The 24,572-nt window shown below is 61.1% G+C and carries 18 protein-coding genes; all 18 read right to left on the bottom strand.

Annotation, left to right across the window (positions count from 1 at the left end; translation table 11 throughout):
• On the bottom strand, nucleotides 1-2,593 hold a 2,593-nt coding region (locus tag AB3X94_RS23110; protein ID WP_368612819.1), incomplete at its 3' end, for a type VI secretion system Vgr family protein.
• 33 nt (nucleotides 2,594-2,626) lie between these two features.
• The gene (tssM, locus tag AB3X94_RS23105; protein WP_368612818.1) at nucleotides 2,627-6,592 is read right to left on the bottom strand and encodes a type VI secretion system membrane subunit TssM; all 3,966 of its coding nucleotides are present in this window, start codon (nucleotides 6,590-6,592) and stop codon (nucleotides 2,627-2,629) included.
• Nucleotides 6,593-6,605: 13 nt separating this feature from the next.
• A complete protein-coding gene (gene tssL, locus AB3X94_RS23100) occupies nucleotides 6,606-7,940 on the bottom strand; it encodes a type VI secretion system protein TssL, long form (protein WP_368612817.1) in 1,335 nt (444 codons plus the stop codon).
• The gene (tssK, locus tag AB3X94_RS23095) at nucleotides 7,937-9,286 is read right to left on the bottom strand and encodes a type VI secretion system baseplate subunit TssK (RefSeq protein ID WP_176111534.1); all 1,350 of its coding nucleotides are present in this window, start codon (nucleotides 9,284-9,286) and stop codon (nucleotides 7,937-7,939) included. The genes tssL and tssK overlap by 4 nt, the downstream gene beginning before the upstream one ends.
• A 5-nt stretch (nucleotides 9,287-9,291) precedes the next feature.
• Nucleotides 9,292-9,837, bottom strand: coding sequence for a type VI secretion system lipoprotein TssJ (tssJ, locus tag AB3X94_RS23090; protein WP_176111535.1), 546 nt, complete (start codon nucleotides 9,835-9,837; stop codon nucleotides 9,292-9,294).
• Nucleotides 9,838-9,978: 141 nt separating this feature from the next.
• Nucleotides 9,979-10,461: a type VI secretion system tube protein Hcp gene (locus AB3X94_RS23085; protein ID WP_176111536.1), complete on the bottom strand. Its 483-nt coding sequence runs from the start codon at nucleotides 10,459-10,461 to the stop codon at nucleotides 9,979-9,981.
• Between the two features lie 108 nt (nucleotides 10,462-10,569).
• Nucleotides 10,570-12,072: a type VI secretion system contractile sheath large subunit gene (gene tssC, locus AB3X94_RS23080; protein ID WP_176121500.1), complete on the bottom strand. Its 1,503-nt coding sequence runs from the start codon at nucleotides 12,070-12,072 to the stop codon at nucleotides 10,570-10,572.
• 46 nt (nucleotides 12,073-12,118) lie between these two features.
• A complete protein-coding gene (tssB, locus tag AB3X94_RS23075) occupies nucleotides 12,119-12,652 on the bottom strand; it encodes a type VI secretion system contractile sheath small subunit (RefSeq protein ID WP_176121501.1) in 534 nt (177 codons plus the stop codon).
• Nucleotides 12,653-12,861: 209 nt separating this feature from the next.
• Nucleotides 12,862-14,541, bottom strand: coding sequence for an OmpA family protein (locus AB3X94_RS23070; protein ID WP_176111539.1), 1,680 nt, complete (start codon nucleotides 14,539-14,541; stop codon nucleotides 12,862-12,864).
• Nucleotides 14,538-15,227, bottom strand: coding sequence for a DotU family type IV/VI secretion system protein (locus tag AB3X94_RS23065; RefSeq protein WP_368612816.1), 690 nt, complete (start codon nucleotides 15,225-15,227; stop codon nucleotides 14,538-14,540). The genes AB3X94_RS23070 and AB3X94_RS23065 overlap by 4 nt, the downstream gene beginning before the upstream one ends.
• Before the next feature lie 24 nt (nucleotides 15,228-15,251).
• On the bottom strand, nucleotides 15,252-15,872 hold the full coding sequence (locus tag AB3X94_RS23060) for a fimbrial protein (RefSeq protein WP_246392318.1): 621 nt from the start codon (nucleotides 15,870-15,872) through the stop codon (nucleotides 15,252-15,254).
• 12 nt (nucleotides 15,873-15,884) lie between these two features.
• Complete coding sequence (locus AB3X94_RS23055; RefSeq protein ID WP_368612815.1) at nucleotides 15,885-18,452, bottom strand: fimbria/pilus outer membrane usher protein; 2,568 nt, start codon at nucleotides 18,450-18,452, stop codon at nucleotides 15,885-15,887.
• Between the two features lie 285 nt (nucleotides 18,453-18,737).
• The gene (locus AB3X94_RS23050; RefSeq protein WP_176111995.1) at nucleotides 18,738-19,502 is read right to left on the bottom strand and encodes a fimbria/pilus periplasmic chaperone; all 765 of its coding nucleotides are present in this window, start codon (nucleotides 19,500-19,502) and stop codon (nucleotides 18,738-18,740) included.
• A gap of 99 nt (nucleotides 19,503-19,601) precedes the next feature.
• A complete protein-coding gene (locus tag AB3X94_RS23045; RefSeq protein ID WP_368612814.1) occupies nucleotides 19,602-20,138 on the bottom strand; it encodes a fimbrial protein in 537 nt (178 codons plus the stop codon).
• A gap of 254 nt (nucleotides 20,139-20,392) precedes the next feature.
• Nucleotides 20,393-21,043, bottom strand: coding sequence for a response regulator transcription factor (locus tag AB3X94_RS23040; RefSeq protein WP_176111542.1), 651 nt, complete (start codon nucleotides 21,041-21,043; stop codon nucleotides 20,393-20,395).
• A gap of 492 nt (nucleotides 21,044-21,535) precedes the next feature.
• The gene (locus AB3X94_RS23035) at nucleotides 21,536-21,925 is read right to left on the bottom strand and encodes a BON domain-containing protein (RefSeq protein ID WP_176111543.1); all 390 of its coding nucleotides are present in this window, start codon (nucleotides 21,923-21,925) and stop codon (nucleotides 21,536-21,538) included.
• A 159-nt stretch (nucleotides 21,926-22,084) separates the two neighbouring features.
• The gene (locus tag AB3X94_RS23030; protein WP_176111544.1) at nucleotides 22,085-23,272 is read right to left on the bottom strand and encodes a porin; all 1,188 of its coding nucleotides are present in this window, start codon (nucleotides 23,270-23,272) and stop codon (nucleotides 22,085-22,087) included.
• A gap of 77 nt (nucleotides 23,273-23,349) precedes the next feature.
• The gene (locus AB3X94_RS23025; RefSeq protein WP_368612813.1) at nucleotides 23,350-24,531 is read right to left on the bottom strand and encodes a M20 aminoacylase family protein; all 1,182 of its coding nucleotides are present in this window, start codon (nucleotides 24,529-24,531) and stop codon (nucleotides 23,350-23,352) included.
• Nucleotides 24,532-24,572: the final 41 nt, after the last annotated feature.

Here is a 24,572-nt window from a genome sequence, read left to right as displayed (position 1 = left end):
CTTCCGATGGCAGCGGCTCTTCCGACGGCGGCGGCTCTTCCGATGGCAGCGGCTCTTCCGACGGCGGCGGCTCTTCCGATGGCAGCGGCTCTTCCGACGGCGGCGGCTCTTCCGACGGCGGCGGCTCTTCCGACGGCGGCGGCTCTTCCGACCGCGGCGGCTCTTCCGACGGCGGCGGCTCTTCCGATGGCAGCGGCTCTTCCGAAGGCGGTGGTTCTTCCGACGGCGGTGGCTCTTCCGACGGCGGCGGCTCTTCCGACGGCGGTGGCTCTTCCGACGGCGGTGGCTCTTCCGACGGCGGCGGCTCTTCCGACGGCGGTGGCTCCTCCGACGGTGGCGGCTCCTCCGACGGCGGCGGCTCCTCCGATGGCGGCGGTTCTTCCGTCGGAAGCGGATCTATCGTCGGAAGTGGTTCCTCCGAAGGCGGCGGCGGAATAATTGGAACGTCCAGCGCATCAAGCACCACTAAAGGAACCGGCACCGTCACTGCGCTACCGCATTCCATGTCACCGGGGTTGAGGTCCAGCGGCGTGCCTTGCACCACAACACGGGTGTCACCCTGGATGCGGATCGACTTACCGATGAGCTTGATCTCGCCATCGTTGCTCATCGTCAGCGACGACTTGCCGCACACGATGGACAGCACCCCTCCAGCCGACAGCGAATAGGCTCCGCCCACTGCGTGCGTTGACGCGCCACCGACCGTGACCGTACGTGCCCCGCCTACCGTCAGAGTGGAGGCGCCCCCAACCGCAGTCTCGTCGAGCCCCCCGATCGAAACGAACTGTCCAAGATCCACGGAATGGAAGGCAACATTCTTCACCCTCATCGAATACTTGCCGCCAACGACCGTGCTGGAAGTCGCCCCAACGGTCATGCTGTGCGCCGCGGCCACGCCGATCGTGTAGTCGGCACCGATCACGTGCGATTCGTTGAGCTTCGTCAGGCGGTTCATGTCCCGCTCAGCCTGCACCGTGAATTCCTCGGCACCCGCCTTGTCCTCGAAGCGAATGCTGTTGTAGTTCTGCAAGCCCCCTTCCATCGACCGGCTCATGAAACCGCTTTGCGTCGCGTTGCCTGGCAACTCATAGGGCGGACGCGTCACCGTGTTGTACAGACTCCCGGTGATCAGCGGACGATCCGGGTCGCCGTTCCAGAAATCGACGATGACTTCCTGGCCGATGCGCGGAATATAGATGCCACCGAAACCCTGACCGGCCCACGCCTGGCTTACACGGACCCAGCAGGAGTCGGTTTCGACGTTGCGGCCATAGCGGTCCCAGACGAAGCGGACCTTCACGCGACCGAATTCGTCGGTCCACAATTCCTTGCCCTCGGGACCCACGACGACAGCCGACTGAGGCCCGCTGACGATCGGTTTCGACGTCTCCCGCGGCAGTCTGAACACTTCGCTCGTCGGCTGTACGTCGAACTTGTTGCTGCAGGTGTACTCGTAACCGCTACCCGATTCATCCGGCGTGCCAATCAGGGCGAGTTTCGTACCGATCACGAGGTATTCGCAGTTCGCAGCCGTATGGTCGTAGTGGGTCAACCCAAACGTCTGCCCGCACGCGAGTCCGCGCACGTTACCTTCGCCTTGCGCTCGCGTGCCCGGCGCGCGCAGCGCTTCCATGCGCGTACGCGCGAGCAGTTCACCGTGGTTGCCGTCGGTGTAGTCGCCCGGCCAGTCGTAGCGCTCGAGCAGGTTCCAACTGGTATCGCGCGGCTGTTGATTGATCGCTCGCATGTCGGCACGCGAACGCGTGAAGTCGAAGTCGCTCGTCACATAGTGACCGGTGCACAAAACTTCCGCCGTCGAAAACGCGCTGATGTATTCGGTGTCGGTCTTGCCGTTCTGCGGTTGGAACGCGAGCGTCCGGTATGCGGAGTTCGGCGACTGGCGGTGCGCGCCGATGTGATCGCACAGCACGAGCCGGTGCTTGCCGTCGGCATGCTCGAAAAACCAGTAGATGCCCCACTCCTCCATCAGGCGTTGAATGAAGTGGTAGTCGGTCTCGCCGTACTGGACCTGGAACGCGCGCGGCTCGTTGGTCGGACTCTCACCCTCGAGCGCATAGCGGCTGACGTCGAGACGCTTTTCGACCGGATACGGATAGTCCTTCAGAACCTCGTCGATGATCTCGATGACCGTCTTGTTCTGGAAAATCTTGTAGTCGGTCGTCAAGGTGGCCAGCCACAGCCAGGGCTTCAGCACGACACGATAGACGTTGTAGCGGCCTTCCCGACGCAGGTATTGCGCGGCGGCGACGAGTCCGGTGATTTCGCGCTGAGCCGCTTCGGGATCGGCGCTCGGCTCGAGGTCGATCGCGACGGTCATTTCCTTGCCTAGCAGCGCCTTCAGATCGAGGTTGGCACTGACGGCAAGCGGCACCGTGTAATTGTCGGGCGTGCGCAACAGCAGTTCGTATTCGAACAGCTTGCCGAGATGCTCGTTGCCCTTCAGTGACATGAACTGCAGCGCCGGCTGCGTCAGTCCGTCCGCGCTCTGAGCCGGCCACCTCGGTATCCCCGCGCTGGATACGGTCACTGCGCGGCTTTGCACACCTATCGCGTTCAAGGGATTACTTGACATGCACTCCTCTAAGTTCTCTTTATCGAAAAGGCGCTACAGCTCATTGGACGATGCGGTGCCTGACGACGCGTCCGTTCGCCTTGCCAGCGTGTTTCCACTGCCAGGGCAACGAAAATCCCGCAGCAACGCGGTGAGTTGCGGTCCCGACTGCCCGCCCGATGTCAGTTCGATAACCGCGTGCCGGTCGTCGAAATTGAAGTCCACTGCCGAGCGGCTCGACGACAATGTCGACGTCGCACGACCCCGGTCGATCAGACGGAACAGCGCCCACGGACCCTCGGTCATCACGGTCGACGTGTCCGGACGCACGCGCGGATTCGCGGTGAGGCCGGCCATCGAGCCGCCGCGCGGCCCCGGCCATGTGATCGGGAATGTCGTGACCGGACCGTGCGCATAGCGCAGGCTTTGCCCGTCGACGTCGATGAGCAGATCGGTAATCTCGGGGTCCAGCGACACGACCTTGAGGCCCGCATTCCACGACATCCGGGTCGCGCCGGGATCGCGGAAAAATGTCTGGCGGATCGCCGCGGCGCGCTCGAACGGTTCGAGGCTCGGTCCCTGCATGGGCGGCATGCCGGGGCTGACCGGCTTATAGCGCCACGGCCGTATGCTCGTATCGACACGGCTCGCGAGCGTCTTGTGGAAGAAGTCGTCGAGCAGGCCGCCCGCCGCGAAAACGCGGTTGAAATCGTCGATGTCGACTTCCTGGACGCTCGCGACGAACGGATATTTGCCTTCGACAGCACGGCGGCATTGCGCGCCAACGCTCGATTCGACCTGCATCGTCAGCAGCGAGCCGACGTTGCGGTCCACCTTGCGCATCGACTGCGTCGCGAGGCCCACGAGCACGGCCCGAAACGGCGGTGGCAGCTTCTGCGCCTCGAGCTGCATCGTGGCGCCGAGGTCGTCCGTGGGCGGCATGCTGTTGGTGGCGAGCACGTCGCCGGCGGTCGTCAATCGCGTGTACTGCTCGTTGATCAGCCCGATGACGCCGCCCAGCTGCAGCACGCCGCTGCCGCCAGGCAGCGCGCTCCCGCTATCGGCCTGGCCGGTCACGACTTCGCGCAGCGCGGCAAAGCGTCGGTCGACCAGTTCACGTTCCATCTTCTGCTGCGCGAGCTGACCGATGGTGGCGGTTGCGGCCACGGCGCTCGCGGCGCGCGCCGCCTGCGAGCGACGCATGATCCCGTTGATGGCACTCCCGGCGGCCGACGATTCGTCCGCGCCGTCAGCGACCGACAGCGACGTCTCGCGCGCGGCGGTTCGCGCGAGTCTGGCCAGCGGCGAATCCGGCGCGGCCAGCGTGCGCAGCGTCTGCAGATCGGGCGCCAGCGTGCCTTCGCTGGCGGACACCGGTCTCACGTCGTCGAGAAACTGGCTCCAATAGTTGCCATAATCGGTCAAGTACTGGCGACGGATATCGTCGGCGAGCTTGTCCTTGCGCAGCGCGTTGCCGTTTGCCATGTGCCGCCACCGCGTCGATGTATCGGCCTCGCCCATCACCCACGCGTCCTGTTTGCGCGCCTGCTCGAGAAATTCCGGCAGGCGCTTGTTGAATACCGCGTGATAGCCGTCGTAGGTATAGAGACCGGGGATGCCTCGCGCGAGCGTCGAGCCGTTGGCCAGCATGAACACGGTAGTGGCTTGCGGACCCGCGGCGCTCAGCAGCGTGACGTTCTCGGGCGCCTCCGGCGCCATGCTGTTCATCGCGCGTTCGTAGAGCCGTCCGGACGCCGGATTGCGGCCGAGGAACTCGCGCGCGCGACGCACTAGCTGCGCATTCACCGGTTTTGCCGGCACCGCGGGCACCCCTTCCCCGATCAGCGCGTCGAGGTGTCGCGCCATCACGGTGCGCTCGCCGAGCGGTGCGACGCCGTTGGCGTGCTCCCAGTCGCCGAGCACCCATGCCTTGATCGCTTTCGCGTCGTAGTGCGAGCGATCGAACAGCATCAGGTAGACCGTCAGCGTGCGATAAACGCCGTCCGCGTCCTGTGCGCCGATTTGTGTATCGAGCACCGTTTCGAGCCGGCCGATGACTTGCGGCAGCAACATCTGTTTCAGCAGACCGTAGTAGGTCTCGCCGGCGGCGGCGCTGATGGCGGGCGCCGTATACAGCCCGTAGCGCCATGCGGGACCGGGACTGTCGAGTTCGATGCCGTCGAACTGCGGCAGGTCACGCGACGCTGACAGCATCGACCCCATCGCCCCGGGCTGCGGCGTCTTGCGCTGCGACAGGACCCGCGCGGCGAGCCCATTGGCCTTGGCGTCGATCGCGGCAAGATACTCGCGGTTATTGCCGAAGCTAACGACGAGTGCACCGACTAGCCACACCGCGACGACGATCGCGAGCAGATGCCCGACAACACGCAACGCTCGGAAACGGATTTCCCAGTACAGGTTTGGCCGCACCAGATGCGCTTCAGCCAGGATCACGTGCTGAAACAGATTGCGCAAGAAATAGCCGCGATAGGCGGTAGGCGTAGCGCCACCGGATGACGGCGAGACCGTTTTCGGCGCGGCGCCGAACAAACCCGCAAGCCCGCGACGCAGCCGCTGCAACAGTGTGGTGCTGTCGGCGGACACGGCCTCGTGAGTTTGCGCCGCGCTCGTGAAATAGACGCCGCGCAGCGTGCTGTTCAATTGTGTATCGTCGTATTTCGAATCGAGAAACACCAGCGCGAGCAGTTCATTGAGTTCCGCGCACAGGCTACGAAATTCAGACGGCAACGCATAAAGCTTCTTGCGCAGATCGACCTCGTACACCTCAAGCAGCCTCGTGTTGATGCTGTCTTCGAGTCCCTGCTCCAGCTCACGCATCTCGGCCGCGCAGGCCACGCGCAATGTGTCGCGGCCGTGTGGTTCCGGCTCCTCCTGATAAGGCAGTGTGAAGCCGAAAATCTGCGCGCGGCTCTCCGCCGTCAACGACTGGAAATACTCCCCGAAGCCAGGCAGCAAATCGAGCTTCGTGACGAGTACGTAGACGGGGAATCGAATCCCTAACTGCTGGCGCAGCTCGCCAAGCCGCGCGCGCATCGACGCGGCGAGCGCCTTTCGTTCGGACGCGGGGCGCGTCAACAACTCTTCGACCGAAACGGCCAGCAGCGCACCGTTGATCGGCGCGCGCGGGCGCCGCTTGCAAAGCAATCCGAGAAAGCCGCGCCATTCGGCCTCGTTCGCGCTCTTCAGGTCTTCCGGTTTGACGTCGATCTTCGCGGCGTCTTGCGATGCTGCGTCCTGAACCGTATAACGGCCAGCGGTATCGATCAGCACCGCCTCGTTCGCGAACCACCAGTCGCAATTCTCAGTTTCGACGCGGCCTCTCAGCGACGCCGCGGCCATTTGCTCCGCCTCCGGAAAATCCAGACCCGAGTTCAGGATCAACGTCGTCTTGCCGGCCCCCGGCGAGCCCACCACCATGTACCAAGGAAGTTCGTACAGATAGCGCTGGCTTTCGAGCAGACGACGCAGCCCCGCCGGTCCGCCGCGCATGCGTTTGAGTTTGTCGATGGCCTTCGCGACGACCGCGTGAAGCGCGCGGATTTCGTCACGTGCGACAGGGGTCGCGGCCGGCTTCTTCGTGAACGGGTTCAGAACGCGCTGCAGCAGCACGTCGTCGCTGCGCACTGCCCGCCACAGGCGATACAGCCCATAGATCGCGTAGCAGGCAAGCAGCACCGAGATCAGCAGCACGCGGGACCATGTAGTGCCGAGCGGATGCGTTTCGCCGAACGCGAGTATCGGTCCGAAATACCAGAGCGCGACACACAGCAACGCGACGCCGATGACGCCCGGCGACCAGCCGAGCAGCCAGAACAGCAGCAGCAACAACAGCACGACGATCGACAGCGCGCGCGAGAACACGCTGTCGAGCGGCCGGTAGTCGCCAAAAGCGATCAGAGGCCCCACGAACCAGAGAGCCATAGCCGCCACGAGGATCGCGGCGAGCACCAGCGTCTGGCGCGTCAGCACCAGTTTCGATAAGCGGTTCAAATAAGACATCAAGGCTTTCCCGTTAGTGCGCGACGAAGACTTCCACGCGTCGATTGCGGGAACGACCTTCCGCTGTAGTGTTGTCCGCGACAGGTTGGGCATCGCCCTTGCCGACGGCCAGGATGCGATTGGCAGGCACGCCGTGCGCCTTCAATACGTCGGCGACGAACGCCGCGCGCTGTTCCGATAACACCCGGTTGTCGGGAAACTCCGCCGTATGGATCGGCTGGTTGTCGGTGTGCCCGGTCACCGTGACATGGTCGCCGACCCGCGCGACCTCCTGCGCAACCCTGCTCAGCACTGGATCCAGTTCGGGGCGAATGCGGCTTTGCCCCGGAAGAAACACGTAGTCGCCACGAAACACGACCCGGCTGCTGCGCTCGTTCTCTTCGACCAGGACCTGGCCGCGAGCAATCTCATCCTTCAGCAGAACGGACAGGCGCAAGCGCTCGTGAACGACCGGAGCCGCGACCTTGATCGGCACTCCGATCGCGAGAATCTTTGCTTGCAGCGCATTGCTTTGCGCCAGAAGCCGATACTCGTACCAGGCGAACAACGAGAACACGCATAGCGCGGCGACGCCCGCCGTCGCCCAGACCGGCACGCTTTTCAGCAGCCGCATCCTGCCCGGCTCCTCGCCGCGCCAATGCGGCGACAGTTCGAGCCGCAGCGTGTCGCGCGTGCCGCTGATGAGCGTCAGCATCCGCTGCCGGATCTGCTCCAGATGACGTGGACCGTCCGCGGCAACGCTGTAGCGTCCTTCGAATCCCAGGCTGAGAATGCGATACAGCACCTCGAGTACGTCGATGTACTCCTGGGGGTCGGTTGCCATGCGGCCGATCAGCAGGAAGAACTTCTCGCCACCGTCCACTTCTCCTTCGAAGTTCAGCAACAGACCCCGTGCGGCCCAGATGCCACCGCTCCCCCAACGCGTGCGGTTGGCGGCTTCGTCGAGCGCGGTGCACAGCGCGTAACGAACAGCCGCCACATGTTTCCACGGCAAACCTGCCTTGTCGCAGACCTTCTGGAATGCGGCGACCTCACGCACCAGCAGCGAGCGCAAGCTCGCGACCGCGGCCAACGAATCGAGCGAAGCCGGCATGTCCGCCAACATGCGCAACAAAGGCTGTGCGGCTTCACGCAACGGATTGCGCGCGGTCTTCATGCGCTCGAGACGCGTCTGCACCTCTTCCGGCGGATCGAAGGAGGTCGCATCCACGACCGGTTCCTGATTGGCGGCGGCCGCGGTTGCGGGACGGCCCGCGGGCAATCCAGACGGCTGGCTCTGGCCAGAAGCGGAGTTCTCGGGGTTCAGCAGAAAGTCGAACGCATCATCCCCGTATGCGCCGGTACTCATTTTTGACGCACGCCCCACAGTTCAAGCTTGAGTTCCGGGAAGTGTCCGGCGACGTGCATGGCAAGCCCTCCGTGCCGTGCAATCTGCTCCCAGAACGGTCCGGTACGCGACAGTTCGAAATATATAAAGCCCGAGTTGAACGGAATCTGGCGCGGAGGAACCGGCAGCGCGGCTATGGTCAGACCCGGCAGATGCGAACGGATCAATTCCGGCAAGCGCTGTGGATGGCTGATCTTCGTTTGGGCAAGAAACTGCTGCTGCAGCAATTCCGAAGGCATCTGCGCGCCCACCGCGAGCACGAGGCTCGAATAGCCTGCCAGTTCGTTCGGCAACATGGCGGCCGTGCGGATGCCGTGCGCCTGCTCCGTAAGCGCAATCGGCTGCGCACCGCGAATCAACACCTGGTTCAACAGATAGTGAACCTCCTCGACGAGCGGCCTGATACTGCTGTAGAGCTGCGCGTGGTCATAGCCTGGAGCAGGCCGCGGACGACGCGTTTGTGGACGCACGAAGGTCGAAAGCTCGCCGGCAAAAAGCGCGAGCTCGCGATACAGGTTTACCGGCGCTGTCTCCTCGAGCTGGCAAATATGTTCGAGCAGCGGCTCATAGCGATTGAGCACCTGGAGCAGCAGATAGTCGGCCACTTCGGCCGCCGCGCCCGAACGGCCATCGGCACCTGACAGACGAGCGGCGAGCGCGTCGGCGCGTAGTCGCGCGAGGCCGTGCAGCTGCATCGCCCATTCGCGCAGCAGTGGATTCGCGCCGTAGCCGGTCACGGGCGGAATGTGGTCGGTGCTGTGCAGCGACACGGCGCCGTCCGCGTGCAGCGCCTTCACGCGCGTCAGCGCAACACCGATCCAGGACTGTGTCAGCTCTTTCTCTGGCAACAGCCGCAGGCGCAGATTCGACAGTTGGACGGGCTTCGGGCCCTGGCCGATCGCATTGCTGTCGCGCAGTTCCGTGTCGTACGCATGGTAACGGGCCAGCGATCCGCTCTGCTCGGTGAAGGCGGTTTCCTCGGTATTCGGCAGGCGAAGCGGGATCGCCAGGTAAATCACCTGCTCCTGATGTTCCGGTCCGATCGTCAGTGGGGGCGGAGGCTGCGTCAGACCCGGCACCTCGAACGGCGTGCCGTCCGGAAATACGCCGAGCCCGCTTTTGAATACCAGCTTGCCGAACGCGAGCGATTCCTGATCGATTTCATAACGGCTGAAGCCCCAGAAAAACGGGCTCAGCGGCGCACTGCGGCGATGCGCGAACGACTCGAAATATCGTTCCTGCTGCTGAAACAATTGCGGGCGCAGGAAAAGTCCCTCGCTCCAAACAACTTTGCTATACCAACTCATTGATATTAGTCTGACTTTGAAATCGAAACAGTGCGCTGGTCAAGCTGGATCGTCAGCTTCTGTTCCTTGTCTGGAAGAGCCATCCTGTACCATGCGGCGTCGGGCGCGACTGGCAACCGGTACACCGCGCGCCAGACTGATTTCCCGAGATCCCGGTAGCCGGCCAGCACGCCAATTGCGGTAGTGGCGGCATTCGACTTGCGGACGATCTCGCGGGTGTCGCCGGGACGCAGAATGAATTCGTCGACGATCAGCGCGTCGTCGCCAAGGATTTTTTTGTCGTCGCTTTGCAGCGTGAAAAAGTCGGCGGTTTGAAACGCGGTGGGTGACTTCAGTTCGTAGATCCGCACGAGGATCGGCGCCGCCGTTCCCCACTCGTTCGGATTGACGTTCTCGTTTGCCGCGATCTGAAGCCGGAGGGTCGTTCGCTCCTTGATAACGGGAGCCGGCGCGCCAGCGCACCCGGACAGCCATGCGCTCACCCCGCTTAGGGCTAGCCAGCCCCCGATGCTCAGCCATATCGCGAAGCGAGAAAGAAAGTTCGAAACCATCTGACGGTATCAAGGAGGTCTCGCACGTAGTCCTGAATGAACCAGGATGCCTGCATCCAGCCCGGCATCCTGGCTAACAGTCTTGACACTGTCCACCGGACAAAAGAGTGGTGGTGTCAGGATTCAGGAATCTGTGCGACTTTAGGCTTTGTTCTTCTTGATATCGAAGGTCGCCGTGATCGCACCGCCGCTGCCGCCTTGCGCGTTCTGCACCACATATTCCTGCTTCAGGCGAGCAAAGGACAGACTCACCGTTTCGCGGGGACGTGATTCGCTGTCGCTGACGCCGGAGGGATGCACCGAGGTAACCAGCACGTCGCTCATCGTGAATTTGATGTATTCGAGCGGATTGCCGCCGGCTTTACGCACGACCAGCTTCGCTTCATCGATGTGCTTACCGGTCAGGCAGTATTGCGTCAGATTGGGCGTTGCACGATCGATGAAATGCTCGAACGTGAAGTCTTCGACCGTTGCCCGGCCGGCGCCACCGCCGGAACCAACGTGCATATTCGATTGCTGCGTAACGCCCCACCCCCAGCTCAGAACGTCGATTTCATCCTTGTGGTTAGCGTCTGCCGACTCACCATCAATCCCGTTAATCTTGAGAAAGATGTCTTGCGCCATAAAAGTACTCCTTGGTACACGTTAGTTTTGAGTTGCTCAATGAAAGCCAGGCATATTTAGTGAGCGCCTGTCCGTCGCTCAATCACCGCATAAGCGGTAGACGCAGGATCAGGCGGCTTCCTTCACGAGCGGCAGCTTCGCGACGAGACGCAAAGAAACCGTCAGACCTTCGAGCTGGAAATGGGGGCGCAGGAAGAATTTCGCCTGGTAATATCCAGGATTTCCCTCGACGTCCTCGACGACCACTTCGGCCGCCGCCAGCGGTCGACGTGCCTTGGTTTCCTGCGACGAATTCGCGGGATCGGCGTCGACGTAGTTCATGACCCATTCATTGAGCCATTGCTGCATTTCGTCGCGCTCCTTGAATGCGCCGATCTTGTCGCGCACGATGCACTTCAGGTAATGCGCAAAGCGCGAGCATGCAAACAGATACGGAAGACGCGCCGATAGATTCGCGTTAGCAGTTGCGTCCGGATCGTGGTACTCGACCGGTTTCTGCAACGATTGCGCACCGATGAACGCCGCGTAATCAGTGTTCTTGCGGTGGATGAGCGGTATGAAGCCACTCTTGGACAATTCCGCTTCGCGGCGGTCGGAGATCGCGATTTCCGTCGGGCACTTCATGTCGATCCCGCCGTCATCCGTCGGGAACGTGTGACACGGCAGGTTTTCAACCACACCGCCGCTTTCCACGCCGCGAATCAGCGTGCACCAGCCGTAATTCTTGAACGAACGGTTGATGTTCACCGCCATTGCGTAGGCCGCGTTCGACCATACATAGCGTTGATGATCCGCGCCGTCGGTCGCCTCTTCGAAATTGAATTCGTCGACCGGATTAGTCTTGACGCCATACGGCAGACGCGCAAGAAAACGCGGCATTGCAAGGCCGATGTAACGCGCGTCTTCGGAACTGCGCAGCGAGTTCCAAGGCGCGTACTCGAGATTTTGCGTAAAGATCTTCGTCAGGTCGCGTGGGTTCGCGAGTTCCTGCCACGAGTCCATCTGCAGCACGGACGGCGCCGCGCCGCTAATGAACGGCGCATGCGATGCTGCCGCCACCTTTGCAATCGAGCCCAGCAGGTCGACATCGGCCGGTGTGTGATCGAAGTAGTAGTCAGCGACGAGACAGCCGTACGGCTCGCCACCCAACTGCCCGTACTCTTCCTCGTAGATTTGCTTGAAGAACGGACTCTGGTCCCACGCAATCCCTTTATAGCGCTTCATCGTGCGGCGCAGATCGTCCTTCGACACGTCCATGAAGCGTATCTTCAGTTTCTCATCCGTTTCCGTGTTCGCGACGAGGTGGTGAAGTCCACGCCATGCGCTTTCAAGACTCTGGAAATCTTCGTGATGAAGAATCAGGTTGATCTGTTCGGACAATTTGCGATCGATCTCCCCAATAATCGACTCTATGTTTTTGTAGGCGTCGTCCGACACTGTTGCCGATGTAAGCAGTGCTTGCTGAGCGAGCGTTCGGACAGCCCCCTCTACAGCCTCGCGCGCGCGCTCCGTTTTGGGCTTGAATTCGCGCGACAGGAGTGCATTGAAATCGGATTGATTGGTCACGCTCGCCGTTGCCTTGGCGCGCGTATTCGCTTGAAGTTCGGCCATCATTTCCCCATTGTTTCAGGCTGTGCTTTCGTGCGGAAAGCAAAGATCATTCGTCGGTCACCGGCTCGCCGGTGGTTGCCGCTTCCGGTTTCGGCGCCTTGGCAAGCGCTTCGAGCAATGCAGGGTCTCTCAACACCTTGCTGACCAGGTTTTCCGCGCCACTCTTGCCATCCATATACGTTTGCAGATTGGCGAGCTGCGTACGCGCCTCCAGCAGTTGCGCGAGCGCGTTAACCTTCTTCGCGACGGCTGCGGGCGAGAAATCGTCCATGCTTTCGAACGTGATATCGACCATCAGCTGACCTTCGTTCGTCAGCGTGTTGGGCACCGCGAACGCGACACGCGGTTTCATGGCCTTCATTCGCTCGTCGAAGTTCTCGATGTCGATATTGAAGAACTTGCGATCGCCGACGGCGGGCAACGGTTCGAGCGGCTTGCCCGACAAGTCGGCGAGGACGCCCATCACGAACGGGAGCTCGACTCTCTTATCGGAACCGTAAATTTCGACGTCGTATTCGATCTGGACGCGAGGAGCACGATTACGTGCGATGAATTTTTGAGAACTGGTAGAAGCCGACATAGTGCTCTGAGGTTATCGCTCAAATAAAATAAGAAGCGGTGGCACCGCTCGTTTTCACTTAGGAAATGCGCTATCCGGTGATGTTATGTCTCGAAGCAGCGTGACGATATGGGCGGTTGCCCAAAATTCGGTCTCGATTGCAAGAACAAATGAGGGGTTTGACGTGCCACGAATGCTGCCACTTGGACGGATACCCGCGACGAGTACTTTTATTGGGCGCCTGAATCGGGAATAAGGGTAATTTCGGCACGACGATTCTTCTCGCGGTCCTGAGTATTTTCATTGCTGGCAATCGGCCGCGTGTCGCCATATCCCTGAATGGCGAAACGTGTCACGGGCAAGGAAGCAGTGTTGACGAACCAATCGCGGATGGCCTGTGCCCGTGCCTCGGACAGCTTCTGATTCGCGACGCTGGAACCCATGTTGTCCGTGTGACCCGCGATCAGGATCCGCTTGTCGGGATTGGCGCGAATCAGATCGAGAACGCCTTTGAGTCTCGGCTCTGCACCTGGCTTCAGCGTCGTCTTGCCGCTGTCGAACAACAGGAAATTGTCGATCGTCACAGCGTACGGCGGCGAATGCGCGGGAATCGATGGTGAATGCGATGTGGCGGTCACGCGTTCAAGCGCGACTTGCAACCGCTTGCCCCGATACAGTCCCCAGCCGAGTCCCGTCGGCACACCGTTGCTCGCATAGCGAGCCAGCTCGGCGGAATGCCTGCGCAACGATTCGAATCGCTCACGCTTCGCGTCGGCACGGGCTGTGGGTATATGCGTGTACACCTCGAGGTCGTCCGCGACTCGCGCGACCAATCTGCTGTTCGACCATGCTGACACACCAACCGATACCATCAGGACGACGGCCGACGCAGCCACTGCGTGCAGCATTGCGGAGTACGGTCGGCCCCGCTCGCTCTTCGAGAACCGGACGCTCTCGTTCCGCACAATGGTCCTGAGTAAGGGTAGAGACAGCGGCTGCGGCTGCGCCTTCGGCGTCATCAGCGGCGGCCGCAGCGTGGTTTTTCCGGTTAGCCATCGCGACCAGGCGCCGGGACGCATCGGTGGGTGTCCGATATCGGCCAACAGCAAGCCACGCAGCGAGAGCGGCGCGGTGTTCGCGAGCGACGAAAGTATCGACAACAGCGCCGCATCTTCTAGCCAGTCGAACACTGCGTGTCCCAAGCCGGCACGCGAGGCACGTTGCGGCCGTGCGACCGCGAGCCATGCCTGGTCCAGCTGTTGCCTGAGTGCTTGCGCATGTTGCCAAGCGGTTGCGGTCGCGAGTGGCGTTGTCGACAAACTGCTTGCATCGCCGAACCAGACCGGTTCCACTGCGCGGTCGCGATTCGCGCCGAGATAAGCGTAGATCGCGAGATAGCAAGGTAATACGAACGCCCGGGGAGCGGTGCTTGCGGCGATTTCATGCTTCCAGCGGGTAAATTCGCGGCGAATCACCGCGTCGTCGCACTCAGCGTCGGGAACAACGGGCATCAACACAGCATCCGGCGGACGTTGATACGACTCCATCACCGTGTCCAACACGCTGGACAGCGCCCCGGGGGACGTGACATGAAACCACACGGCATCAACGCTTCGGCGCAGCGTGGCTGCTTGGCCATCGCGCGCAAACAACGCACCGGCATGTGGCCCGGCGACAAGAACGATCGATAACTCGCGCATGTTCCCGGTCTGAACGTGCTGGTCCTCGTGGGTCGGCTTCGATCGCCCGCAAGTTGGCAATACCGCCGTGCCCACCGCCGTCAGCAGAACAAGGCTAAGCACAACGGGCCACGACGGTTGAAGGGCAAGCGGCAAACACAGCCAGATCAGGCCGGCAACGGAGACAGCGACCCAGATCAGCGCCGCTCGGTAGCTGTTTGCGGAAATCATTGCGTACTCTGCGGGGACGATGATTCAGGTAGATCACTTATCGCAACGTCCAGGCTAACGTCCAGCGCCGTCCATAGTGACGCGACGGCAATCGCGCCAGCAATGAGCACGCCGGCGGTCCTGCGCGAAAGTGCGATGCGTGATATGTCCGCCGGCCGAATCGAATTGGACGGTGTCATGGCGGTTTTCGGTGCGTCGGGTGTGGACAACGCCGCCGTATCACATCTATGCCAGTTCAACTCCAATCTCGCACGCTCCAGATATGCGTTCGCGTCTCTGCGTCCGCCGTCGAAGCCCAGCCCCAGCAACATGCTGTAGAACTCGAGTCCGGCGAGATCTCGGCCGCCGCCATCCACCACCGTTTCGATCCGTTCCCAAACCAATGCAGTGCCATCGCGCACGCCATGAAAACGCCTCTGCAACGGGTCACGCAACCATTCTTCGTGCTGGTTGGAAGGCAATGCATGCAGCGTCAGCTCATCCAGCAGAACGCACTGTGCGAGGCTGACTTCCTGGATATCCGTTGGCGGAAAGTTTCGATCCTGCATTTGCTGCTGTAGCGTTTCGATCAACGTGCTACAACGCGCGCGCCAAAAAAGAACAGCCGGCATTTGCGCGCCGTCGGACAGCAGTGCCGCATGCAACGCTGTCGCTCGCATCAGCGCGACCGTTGAATCAAACATCATATAAACGTATGCGCGCCGGCACCCTCAGGGCATTTCGACGACATAGGTGACGAATGTACTCACAGTGCCAGCCGTGGCTCGACCCGTTGCGTAGTAGCTGGCAATGAAATCCACCGGCGTCGGATCCGTGGACGTGATCGGAATGACCTTCATCGTGGATCGGTCGCCGACCTTGATCCGCGATCCGTCCGCATTCGCCAGCATGACCTGTACATTCTTTGCCGATGTCGTGCCGCCCGCGTTTTGCAGGTCCAAATTTCCCGTATTGGGATCGGTCGACGAACCGCTCTCGAAATACACGCGCGCACCCGTCTCGCCGCTTGGGCATCGGATCGTGATGGTGAAGACCTTTGAGCCATCCGCCACTCCGGCTCTCGGCAGCGATTGCGTCGAAAGCCTCGGCAATGTGACCGTCATGTCGGGCGAACTGACCAGCGAACACGTCGTCGCGTTGTAGGTGCCACTAAAGTTGAGCGTGACCGAGGGCGATCCTTGCGCATATACGCAAACTGATCCCAACAGCGCACTCGCGATCAACCCGGCAGTTGGTCCGGCAATTCGAAAGTATCTGCAAATATTTTTCATTTTCTGACCTCCACTGTCGGCGGAATCATCTGAGCCGCAGCGCTGGCGCTGACCGGGCATCGGCCTTCGCCTTCAGCGAAGCGAACTGACAAGCGCCGCGCCCGCTGAACGCCGCGCGACGGGCTTTGCCGGCGCAGACCAGACAAGCGCTGGATCACAGCTCAGTTTGATGCGCGCAACGATTCCCGCGTGAGGGCTGCTGTCCGCTTTGTCGTCGGCTGGCACCGTGTACGGCATCACGCACTGCTCCGCTGCGCGGTTGCCCCAGCGCACCAGCAGCTTGCCTTCGTGCTCGAGGCCGCGCAGATACGCGAGACCGCCCTGACCGACGATGCCCACCGATTTCTCGGATTCATCGAACAACTCGGCGCCCATCGGCATGGCTTTGCCTTCCCTATCCATGACCTCCGCGAAGATAGGTGTGCCCTGCGTCGTCGCAATCTTCACCTTCACCAGCGAATTCGCGCGCGGCACGACTTCTTCACTCGTGTTGCCCAGTTCAACGTCGAGCGGCACGTCGCTCGGATCCAGCGCGACCGTGTTGACCCGGTATGGCGTCAACGAAGACACCACCGCATAGCCGTGGCCGTCGATTCGCGCGCCCTGGCCATTGATAATCCGGCCACCCTCTGCGCCTTTCGCTTCGACGAGCGCGAAGGCCTGACCGAGTGGCGGGCTCAGCGTGACGCCGCCGCTGTGAATGACGACCGCGCCGTCGGCGTTGAATGCGGCTTGACGGGTCTGATTGCTGATCGATGCATTGAGGTTGTACGTACCGAACGGCGCGCGATACATCGCGTAACCGCCTGCGGAAACGGTTCGATTGTCGCCGGCGACGATCCTCGATGCGTTGACACCGTAGTTGATCGGCGTGGCTCCGGTCGTGTTGCCCGACGCAGTGGCCTGGATCGTGCTGTCCCCGTTCGAGCTGCGCGCAACGTTGGTGGTCAGATAGTCGAACGTACGATGCTCGTTCGAGTCGACCTTACCGAGCGGAATCGTCAGGTTCAAGCCTACCTGCGTGCTGATCTTCGAGTTTTGCAGGCGCGTGCGTTGCGCATACAGCGAGTAGGACACCCGTTTGTACGCGCTGTTGAAGCCAACCTGATATTGCAGATCGTAGCCCTTCGACGCGCCCCAGTAGTTCTGCGAACTGCCGGCGATATAAAAAGAACTAGACTCGCCGATCGGTTGGTTGACGTTCAGTTGCAGACGGCTGCGCGTGCGGTAGTCATACTGACCCGTGATGTCTCGCGGGCCATATCGCGCGTACATCGCGTCACGCAGGCTATAGAAGCGTGCGGTCGAATAGCGGTAGGCCGCAACCGAAAAATTCGTGTTCGGCCCCGGAAGAAGCTTGCTGTAGCTGATCCGGGTACTGTAGCCGGGACGACCACCCGACATGCCGGGAATATTCGTTCCGGCCGCGGTTACGTCAAACGCGAATGCGCCGAGCGGCGTATTGAGCGCGACACCGACCAGCCCTGCCCAATAACCTTCCGCGAACTGTGCACCGGTGTAGCCGGTCCACAGGTTTGTCAGGCCGCGCTGATAAACCGCCTGCGCTACCCACGGATGGCTATCCAGCACGGTATCGCGATAGACACCGGTCGTCAGATTGAAACGTGAAACACCTGGCCGCAACAACTGCGGGACTGACGCGAACGGAACCAGAAAAGTCCGCTGGCGGCCGTCGGATTCTGCAATAGTGACCTGAAGGTCGCCGCCATAGCCGGTAGCCGGCAGGTCGCTCAATTCAAATGGCCCCGGCGGTACGCTGGTCTCCGCGACGATGACGTTGTTCTGACGGACGATGATGCGTGCATTGGTATCGGCCACGCCACGCACAACCGGTGCGTAGGAGCGCATGGAATCCGGCAACATGCGGTCGTCGCTCGAAAGCTGGACGCCACGCACGTTGAACGAATCGAAGACGTCACCGCTCGTCGAGCTGTCGCCGATCGTCAATTGACTCTTCAGCGCCGTGACATCGTGCTGCGCGAACAGCGCGACACTTTGCCAATGCGCGTCGGGACTCCGGTTCTGCAAGCTTGCCGTGGCCCACTGCCGGAAACGCCAGCCGTTCACGTTTAATCCGCTTTGCACACCGAGGTAGGCACTGCTGAAGTCTCCGCTCCCATTGTTCTGGTGAGTCGTATAGCTGGCGAGACTGTATTGCACGAAGCCTGCGTTGATCCCGTTGTCCCAACGGGATGGATCGACATAACCGGCAGCCTCCTTGCGCAGTTCGATCTGTGGAATCGACAGATCGAGCTGGAGATCGGCGGTGTTGAACGATGCCAGCGATCCTGGTATGGCTTCCGCCAGCGGCACGCATTGCGATGACGCATCTGCATCGTCGACGTCGCCCTTTCCGGTTTCCGTTAGCCGTTGGATCACGTGTTCAGTATCTACGCCAGCCCGGTCCAGGCTGGGTATCGTGAAGCAGGGCCTGGCGATATCCGAGTCCGGCACCGCCTGAAAAACGACATCGAAGCGTCCACGCTTCTTACCATTGACGAGCAGTTCGACCGGATAGACACCCGGAGCAACAGGATTACCTCGCGTATAGCGCGACAGATCGGCGACGTTGCCCGTGAAGAACGCGGGATTGAACTCGACTTCTTGCGGAGCTTCCACAGACGGCGCATTCGATGTCGGCAGGTCAGATGACGCATCTGTATGCGCAGCTTCTACGTTGGCACCAACTGCCTGCTGCGGCAGTTCGGACGCCGAGCAGTCACTGGGCGGCGTCGCCCCGCCCGAATCCGACGCACATGCGGCGACCGCGGAATTCGCGGAAAAGACCCAGCCCGACGCTACGATTGCCGCCCACGCCAGTGGGTGGAATCGGAAAGGGACATTAGTGAATACTGTTGCAACCGCCGTCTTACTATTCCGCACGCCCGACATACCGTATTCCAATTATTGATTCTTTTGCGCTTCCGCGCTTTGTACTCCTACCACCACCGCCGAGTCCTTGATCGCTGTGCCGAAGTCGTTCAGAACTGTGTAGGAAACCGTGGCAGGAGCTTTGATATCCAGCTTTCCTTCTTGTGGATGGAGATCAACGTGCCCGAACGGAGGTGCCATAGTGGGCAAAAGAGCGACTTTCTTGCCTGCCGTCTCTACTTCCGCCATGCCGACGGAAATGTAGTAGGGCGATGGGTTGTCGAGACGAACGACCTTCTGACCTTTGTCATCCGACTCGACATGCCACTTCAGTTGAGCTCGCCCCGCCGTTGGGTCATCGAGCAACGATGTGGGCCGGTAAAACATCTTGATACGCGTGCGGAACGCGAGCTGAATCATGTTCCGGTCATCAGCGTCCTTAGGCTTCGGCGGAATTTCCAGAACGTTCAACCAATAGACTGTTTCACGGTCAACCGGCAGGTCGCCGCCCGCGAACATGATGCGCAAAGCCTGACCTCGGTGAGGTTCGACTCGAAATACGGCTGGCAACAACGTAAACGGCACCTTGATTTCATTCGGCGCAGCTGCCGCATCGCCGTCGTCCAGCCACGCTTGGACCAGGACCGGGCGGCTCTCAACATTGTTCAAACGAACGTTGACTTCACGGTTTTGCGCCGGATAAATAACTCGTGTACCGGTAATGGTGATAGCAGCTTGTGCAGCAAACGACGCGACACTGCACGCTATGGCCGCAACCAGATATCTAGAGAATTTCATTGAAGACACTCGCTCCTCCACGCGACCGATAAGCGGAATGTCACTTCGGGTTGCCTTCCGAGAAGAAGCGCAACCCGATGCCATTCGGCTTGGACTGGCTTACTGATATGCCAACGTGTAGCGAACAACAGCCGTCACGTTACCGGCCGTGGTTTTGTTCGTTGCGTAGTACCGGCCGCCGTAGTTCATCGTTGCGGTGCCGTTGCTCGCGATAGGAACGAACGAACCCGTGCTACCCAGAAGAATTGGCGTATTGCCATCACTGTCAAGCAATTGCACTTCGACATTGGAAGCCGGCGAAGTGCTTGCCTGATTGATGGCATTACGCGTAGCCGGGTCCATGTTCGTGGTCTCGAAATGCGCCGCGACATTGGTCAGCGTTGCCGGGCACTGCGACACCGAAATTTCGAACATCCTGGAGCCGGCGGTTTGGCCAGCGGCAACCAGCGACTGGGTAGACAGGGTAGGCAGCGTGACCGTCTTGTCGTCGTCACCGGCGTTAATCACGCAGGTGTCGTCGATCAGTTCGCCGTTGAACGTTACCTGACCTGTGCCCGGTGCGGCTTGAGCGAAAACCATCGGCGCGACGGACAGGCCGGCCACCGCGATCATGAGTTGCGTCACTTGTTTTTTCATGAGATTCCTCTTTGTTGCTATTTCAAAACTACACACCCTTGTGAAGCCGGAGCTCCCCAGCGATCGTCAAGGCAGAGGAATGATGTCATTGAAGAAGGTCGGTGTTAATGGGCCGATACCCAAAATGAAATACCATATGGGACAGCCGACAAACGGCGTGTCGATCCTCGAACTGAGCCGATGTCAGGACCGCCAGACGGTAGGGGAAAGGCGCCAGGAGAACTACAGAATCCGCCTGAGGATCGCGGCAATGGCTACGAGCAGGACCACTCGCGCACGATCGTGACGAGTTCTACGTCGTTTCTGGCACCCAGCTTCTTCATGCCAGCGTTCTTCTGATTGCTGACGGTCTTGGGACTGCGATTGAGCCGCTCGGCAATTGTGGCGATCGACATGCCGTCGCAGATCATTCGCACGACTGTCGACTCATTTTTAGACAGCAAATTGAGAGAAGAACCGCCTTCCGCTGCGCGCGCCGTTGCGCGCAACATCTTGTTCGCAATGGAATCAGGCAGAAAGACGCTCTTATTCTTGGCGGCACGAATGGCAGCGGTCAGGCTGACAAAGCCCTCCGGCCCCTTACCGACAAAGCCGGCCGCCCCCGCATTGAGCGCAGCCGAAATGATGTGCGTGGAAGAGTGCGTACTCAGGAACACTACTCGTAAGGTTGGAGCGACACGCCGGATGCGGTCAAGAAGATTGAGACCATCGGCATACGGATCGCCTTCGAATTCGTAGTCGCACACGAGCACATCGACTGGTACTTCAACCAACAGCTGGAGAAGCTGGCCAATCGTTTCGCTTTTGAAACAGACCTGAATATCCGGACAACGCTGGAGAAGATGCTCGACGCCGAGGAGAATGAATGGATGATCGTCGGCAATAGCCACTCTGATTTTGTTCACTCGCACTCCATACCACGCTGGTGAATACTTTTCTCGTGCCGACACACCTGCATGCTTTGTTACCAAAGTACGATGTCATTTCACGCCGATACATGACGGGAAGGGCGCGGGAATATCTCGCCCATGCCACTCGTCGGACGTTTTTGAGCCACTGTTTTTTTGAATCAATTGAAATCGCTGAGCAGGTCGGTGCGCTTTTGGTAGAACACAAAGTAATTTTTCGCATGCAACCTGACATGGACAGCGGCGAGAATTTAAAAGACTCCCGCCTTCAACTTAGCCGAATTGTACGGGGCGCTAACAGGAAAAAAATCGGAGAATTCCTATATGCGTCATAGGTACGAGGAGTGCTTGGCTCAAGGTGCTCTCCAGACACGCTTGCGAGCGGCAAGTACGTTGAGCGTTCCACAAGAAGCGGCAATGACTGGGCGATGAGCAACGTCGTGCTTCGAGTCAACATCTAGCCCCAGTCGGACCCGTCGCGATTCCTCGCTAGTTGCTGCCCCGTGTGCTGAATTCCTTGCGCACCGCGACGCGGCTCGTCACCGACTGAACACCGGGTACGCCTTTCGCAATGTTGGTAGCGAGATCGACCTGGTCCGCGGTCGGCGCGCTGCCCGTCAACGTCACGACGCCGTTATTTGCGCGCACTGTAATGTTGCTGGCCCGCAGCCCCTGACTTCGCGCGTTTCTGAATGCGCGGCGTACGTCCCGCACGAGTTGCCGGTTGGCTGCCTTGATCTCGCCCTCGGTTGGCGAGGAAGCCGCCTCCGCTTGCGCCGTCGGAACCGACCCACCCGCTTGCGGTTGCGCGTGAGTATTCAGGCAAGCGAACACGATCGCGCTCGCGCCAACCAGCTTCACCCATTTCCGTGCGTTCATTTTGTTCTCCTGTCATCTATGGCCGGATGACACCGACGACGACTCCGGCCGTTAATCGGTGATGCGCTCGTCGAATACAGTCAGCGCGGCGAGACTGACGAGTATGCACGCGCTCATATACCAGACCGGCGCATAGGCGACGACCCGCCGTGTCTCGATTCAGAACAGGTGATAGATGCCGAGTGACGCCGTCATCGGCGTCGTGCCCAGTTCAGGCGACGCGGTCCCCGTTTGCAGCGGCAGCGGATTACTGTTCAGAATCACACTCGAAATCCCGTAGTTGCGGATGAAGCCCGCGCGCGCATACAGCGACGTGCGCTTCGACAGCGAGTAGTCGTAGCCGAGCATCGCGCCGAGCGCCGAGTCCTTCGCCGGATCGCCAGCACTGTCACGCACTCCCGATGTATCGCGATAGACCACCGACGCGCGCACCGCGTGACGTCCCCACGGCACTGTCGCGCCGACGATGTACGAGCGCGCGATGCCGTTGCCTGCGAGCTTCGGCGCCACCTGCGCGAACGCGGCCGTTAGCACGTAGCTGCCGACGTCGTAGATCGCAGATACCCCGTAGATATCGTTGCGCACGGTTTGCTTGCCCGCCGAGGTTTCGACCGGCGAGCTCCACACGCGGTTGTAGGCACCCGACAGGTACCACGTGCCGTTCGTCCACGACGCGACCACGCCCTGATTCGACGCATTCGGCGACACGCCGGCCTGGTTGTTGAACGCATACAGGAACGTCGCGCCGAAGCCCATCACCCGCGGCGTGGTCCATGTCACCGCGTTGCTCGCGCGCACCAGCACCTGGCTCGAACCCGGCCCGAGGTCCGCGTTGTAGCCGACGCCCTTCGGCGTCTGCACCGCACCGCCGGCGAGCCACGCGACAACCGAGTTCGTCGTCACTTCGCCGAATGGGTCGATGACTTCCGGCAGGTTCGCGGTCGGTTGCAAGCCGAGGCGCACCACACCCCATGTCGCCGAGTTCAGCCCGACCCATGCGGCGCGGTCGAACAGCGTGTTGCTGGTGCCGAACGCGCCATTGTTCGCCATGAAGCCGTTTTCGAGGTTGAATTCCGCCTTCAGGCCGCCGCCGAGATCTTCGCGGCCAAACAACCCAAATTGCGACGTATGAACGCCGCCGCTCTGCGTTTGCCACTTCGAGGTGCCGCTGACGCTCTGGAAGTTCAGACCCATGTCGACGGCGCCGTACAGCTGAACGCCGTTCTGCTGGATCGCGCTTTCCATCGACGGCCACGCGGACAGCCATTGCTGCAGGTACGAGTCGGCCCAGGCCGCATGTGACATCAGCGCCACGGTCGCGGCGCAAACGGTCTTTTTATATTTCATGTGAATCCCCGATATGGACGTAGTCTGGCCACCGGCCCGTCGGCACGCCGGGTCGGCGAAACGCGAATTGGCGAAGTTCAGGCTGAGAGGTATTGCTCGACGAGCGCGGCCCAGTAGGCGACGCCGATCGGCAGCGCCTGATCGTTGAAGTCGTAGCCGGCGTTGTGGATCATGCAGCTGCCGTGACCTTCGTGACCGTTGCCGAGCGCGACGTAGCAGCCCGGCACTTTCTCCAGCATCCACGAGAAGTCCTCACCGCCCATCATGCCCGGCGGCAGCGGCAGGATGTTCTGTGCGCCGACCACCGCGGCAACCGCTTCGCGAGCGCGCGCGGTCTCCTGAGCGGTGTTCATCAGCACGCGCGTGACCCGCTGATAGTCGATGTGCGCACTGACGCCGAAGCTGGCCGCCTGGCTCTCGACGATCTCGCGCAAGCGCGTTTCGATCAGTTGCTGGACCTCGTTGCTGAGCGTGCGCACGGTCAGCAGGATCGTCGCCGTGTTGGGCACGACGTTGTGCGCGGTGCCGGCCTGGATCGCACCGACGGTCAGCACCGCGGCATCGGCCGGCGGCACGTTGCGCGCGACGATGGTCTGCAGTGCCATCACGATGCTCGCGGCAGCCACCACGGGATCGCGGCTCAGATGCGGCATCGCGGCGTGCATGCCCTTGCCGGTCAGTGTGACCGTCACCAGATCGGCCGATGCCGCCATCGCGCCCTGCTGCACGATGAACATGCCGACCGGCACGCCCGGTGCGTTATGCAGCGCGTAGACCGCGTCGCACGGAAAGCGCTCGAACAGACCCTCTTCCATCATCCGCACGGCGCCGCCCTGCCCCTCTTCGGCCGGCTGGAAGATCAGGTTCAACGTGCCGTCGAAGCGCCGCGTTTGTGCAAAGTAATGCGCGGCCGCCAGCAGGATCGCCGTGTGTCCGTCGTGCCCGCATGCATGCATCTTGCCGTGCACCCGGCTCGCATACGGCAGACCGGTGTCCTCGATGATCGGCAGCGCGTCCATGTCCGCGCGAATGCCGATCGCGCGCGTGCCGTCGCCGAGTTTCAGACGGCCGACCACCCCCGTACCCCCGATGCCTTCAGTAACCTGATAACCCCATTCCTTAAGTTTCCCGGCGACGAGCCGGCTCGTTTCGACTTCTTCGAATCCCAGTTCCGGATGTGCATGAATGCGCCGGCGCAATTCGACGAATTCGGCCGCCTGCTCGCGAATTGCGGGATCGATATTGATGTTATGGGACAACGCCGTCTCCTCTGACAGACCCGTGTGACACGCGCTGGATC

This window comes from Paraburkholderia sp. BR10923 (assembly GCF_040948765.1).
Taxonomy (GTDB): Bacteria; Pseudomonadota; Gammaproteobacteria; order Burkholderiales; family Burkholderiaceae; genus Paraburkholderia; species Paraburkholderia youngii.
Note: the sequence above shows the minus strand (reverse complement) of the source record. Positions and strands in the feature narration are given on the sequence as shown.

Coding starts and splice junctions, on each gene's coding strand:
- AB3X94_RS23030 (WP_176111544.1), bottom strand. CDS start 23,272: ATGAAATATAAAAAGACCGTTTGCGCCGCGACCGTGGCGCTGATGTCA.
- tssJ (WP_176111535.1), bottom strand. CDS start 9,837: ATGGTTTCGAACTTTCTTTCTCGCTTCGCGATATGGCTGAGCATCGGG.
- tssK (WP_176111534.1), bottom strand. CDS start 9,286: ATGAGTTGGTATAGCAAAGTTGTTTGGAGCGAGGGACTTTTCCTGCGC.
- AB3X94_RS23065 (WP_368612816.1), bottom strand. CDS start 15,227: ATGATGTTTGATTCAACGGTCGCGCTGATGCGAGCGACAGCGTTGCAT.
- AB3X94_RS23050 (WP_176111995.1), bottom strand. CDS start 19,502: ATGAAATTCTCTAGATATCTGGTTGCGGCCATAGCGTGCAGTGTCGCG.
- tssC (WP_176121500.1), bottom strand. CDS start 12,072: ATGGCCGAACTTCAAGCGAATACGCGCGCCAAGGCAACGGCGAGCGTG.
- tssB (WP_176121501.1), bottom strand. CDS start 12,652: ATGTCGGCTTCTACCAGTTCTCAAAAATTCATCGCACGTAATCGTGCT.
- AB3X94_RS23035 (WP_176111543.1), bottom strand. CDS start 21,925: ATGAACGCACGGAAATGGGTGAAGCTGGTTGGCGCGAGCGCGATCGTG.
- tssL (WP_368612817.1), bottom strand. CDS start 7,940: ATGAGTACCGGCGCATACGGGGATGATGCGTTCGACTTTCTGCTGAAC.
- tssM (WP_368612818.1), bottom strand. CDS start 6,592: ATGTCTTATTTGAACCGCTTATCGAAACTGGTGCTGACGCGCCAGACG.
- AB3X94_RS23045 (WP_368612814.1), bottom strand. CDS start 20,138: ATGAAAAAACAAGTGACGCAACTCATGATCGCGGTGGCCGGCCTGTCC.
- AB3X94_RS23060 (WP_246392318.1), bottom strand. CDS start 15,872: ATGCCCGGTCAGCGCCAGCGCTGCGGCTCAGATGATTCCGCCGACAGT.
- AB3X94_RS23085 (WP_176111536.1), bottom strand. CDS start 10,461: ATGGCGCAAGACATCTTTCTCAAGATTAACGGGATTGATGGTGAGTCG.
- AB3X94_RS23070 (WP_176111539.1), bottom strand. CDS start 14,541: ATGATTTCCGCAAACAGCTACCGAGCGGCGCTGATCTGGGTCGCTGTC.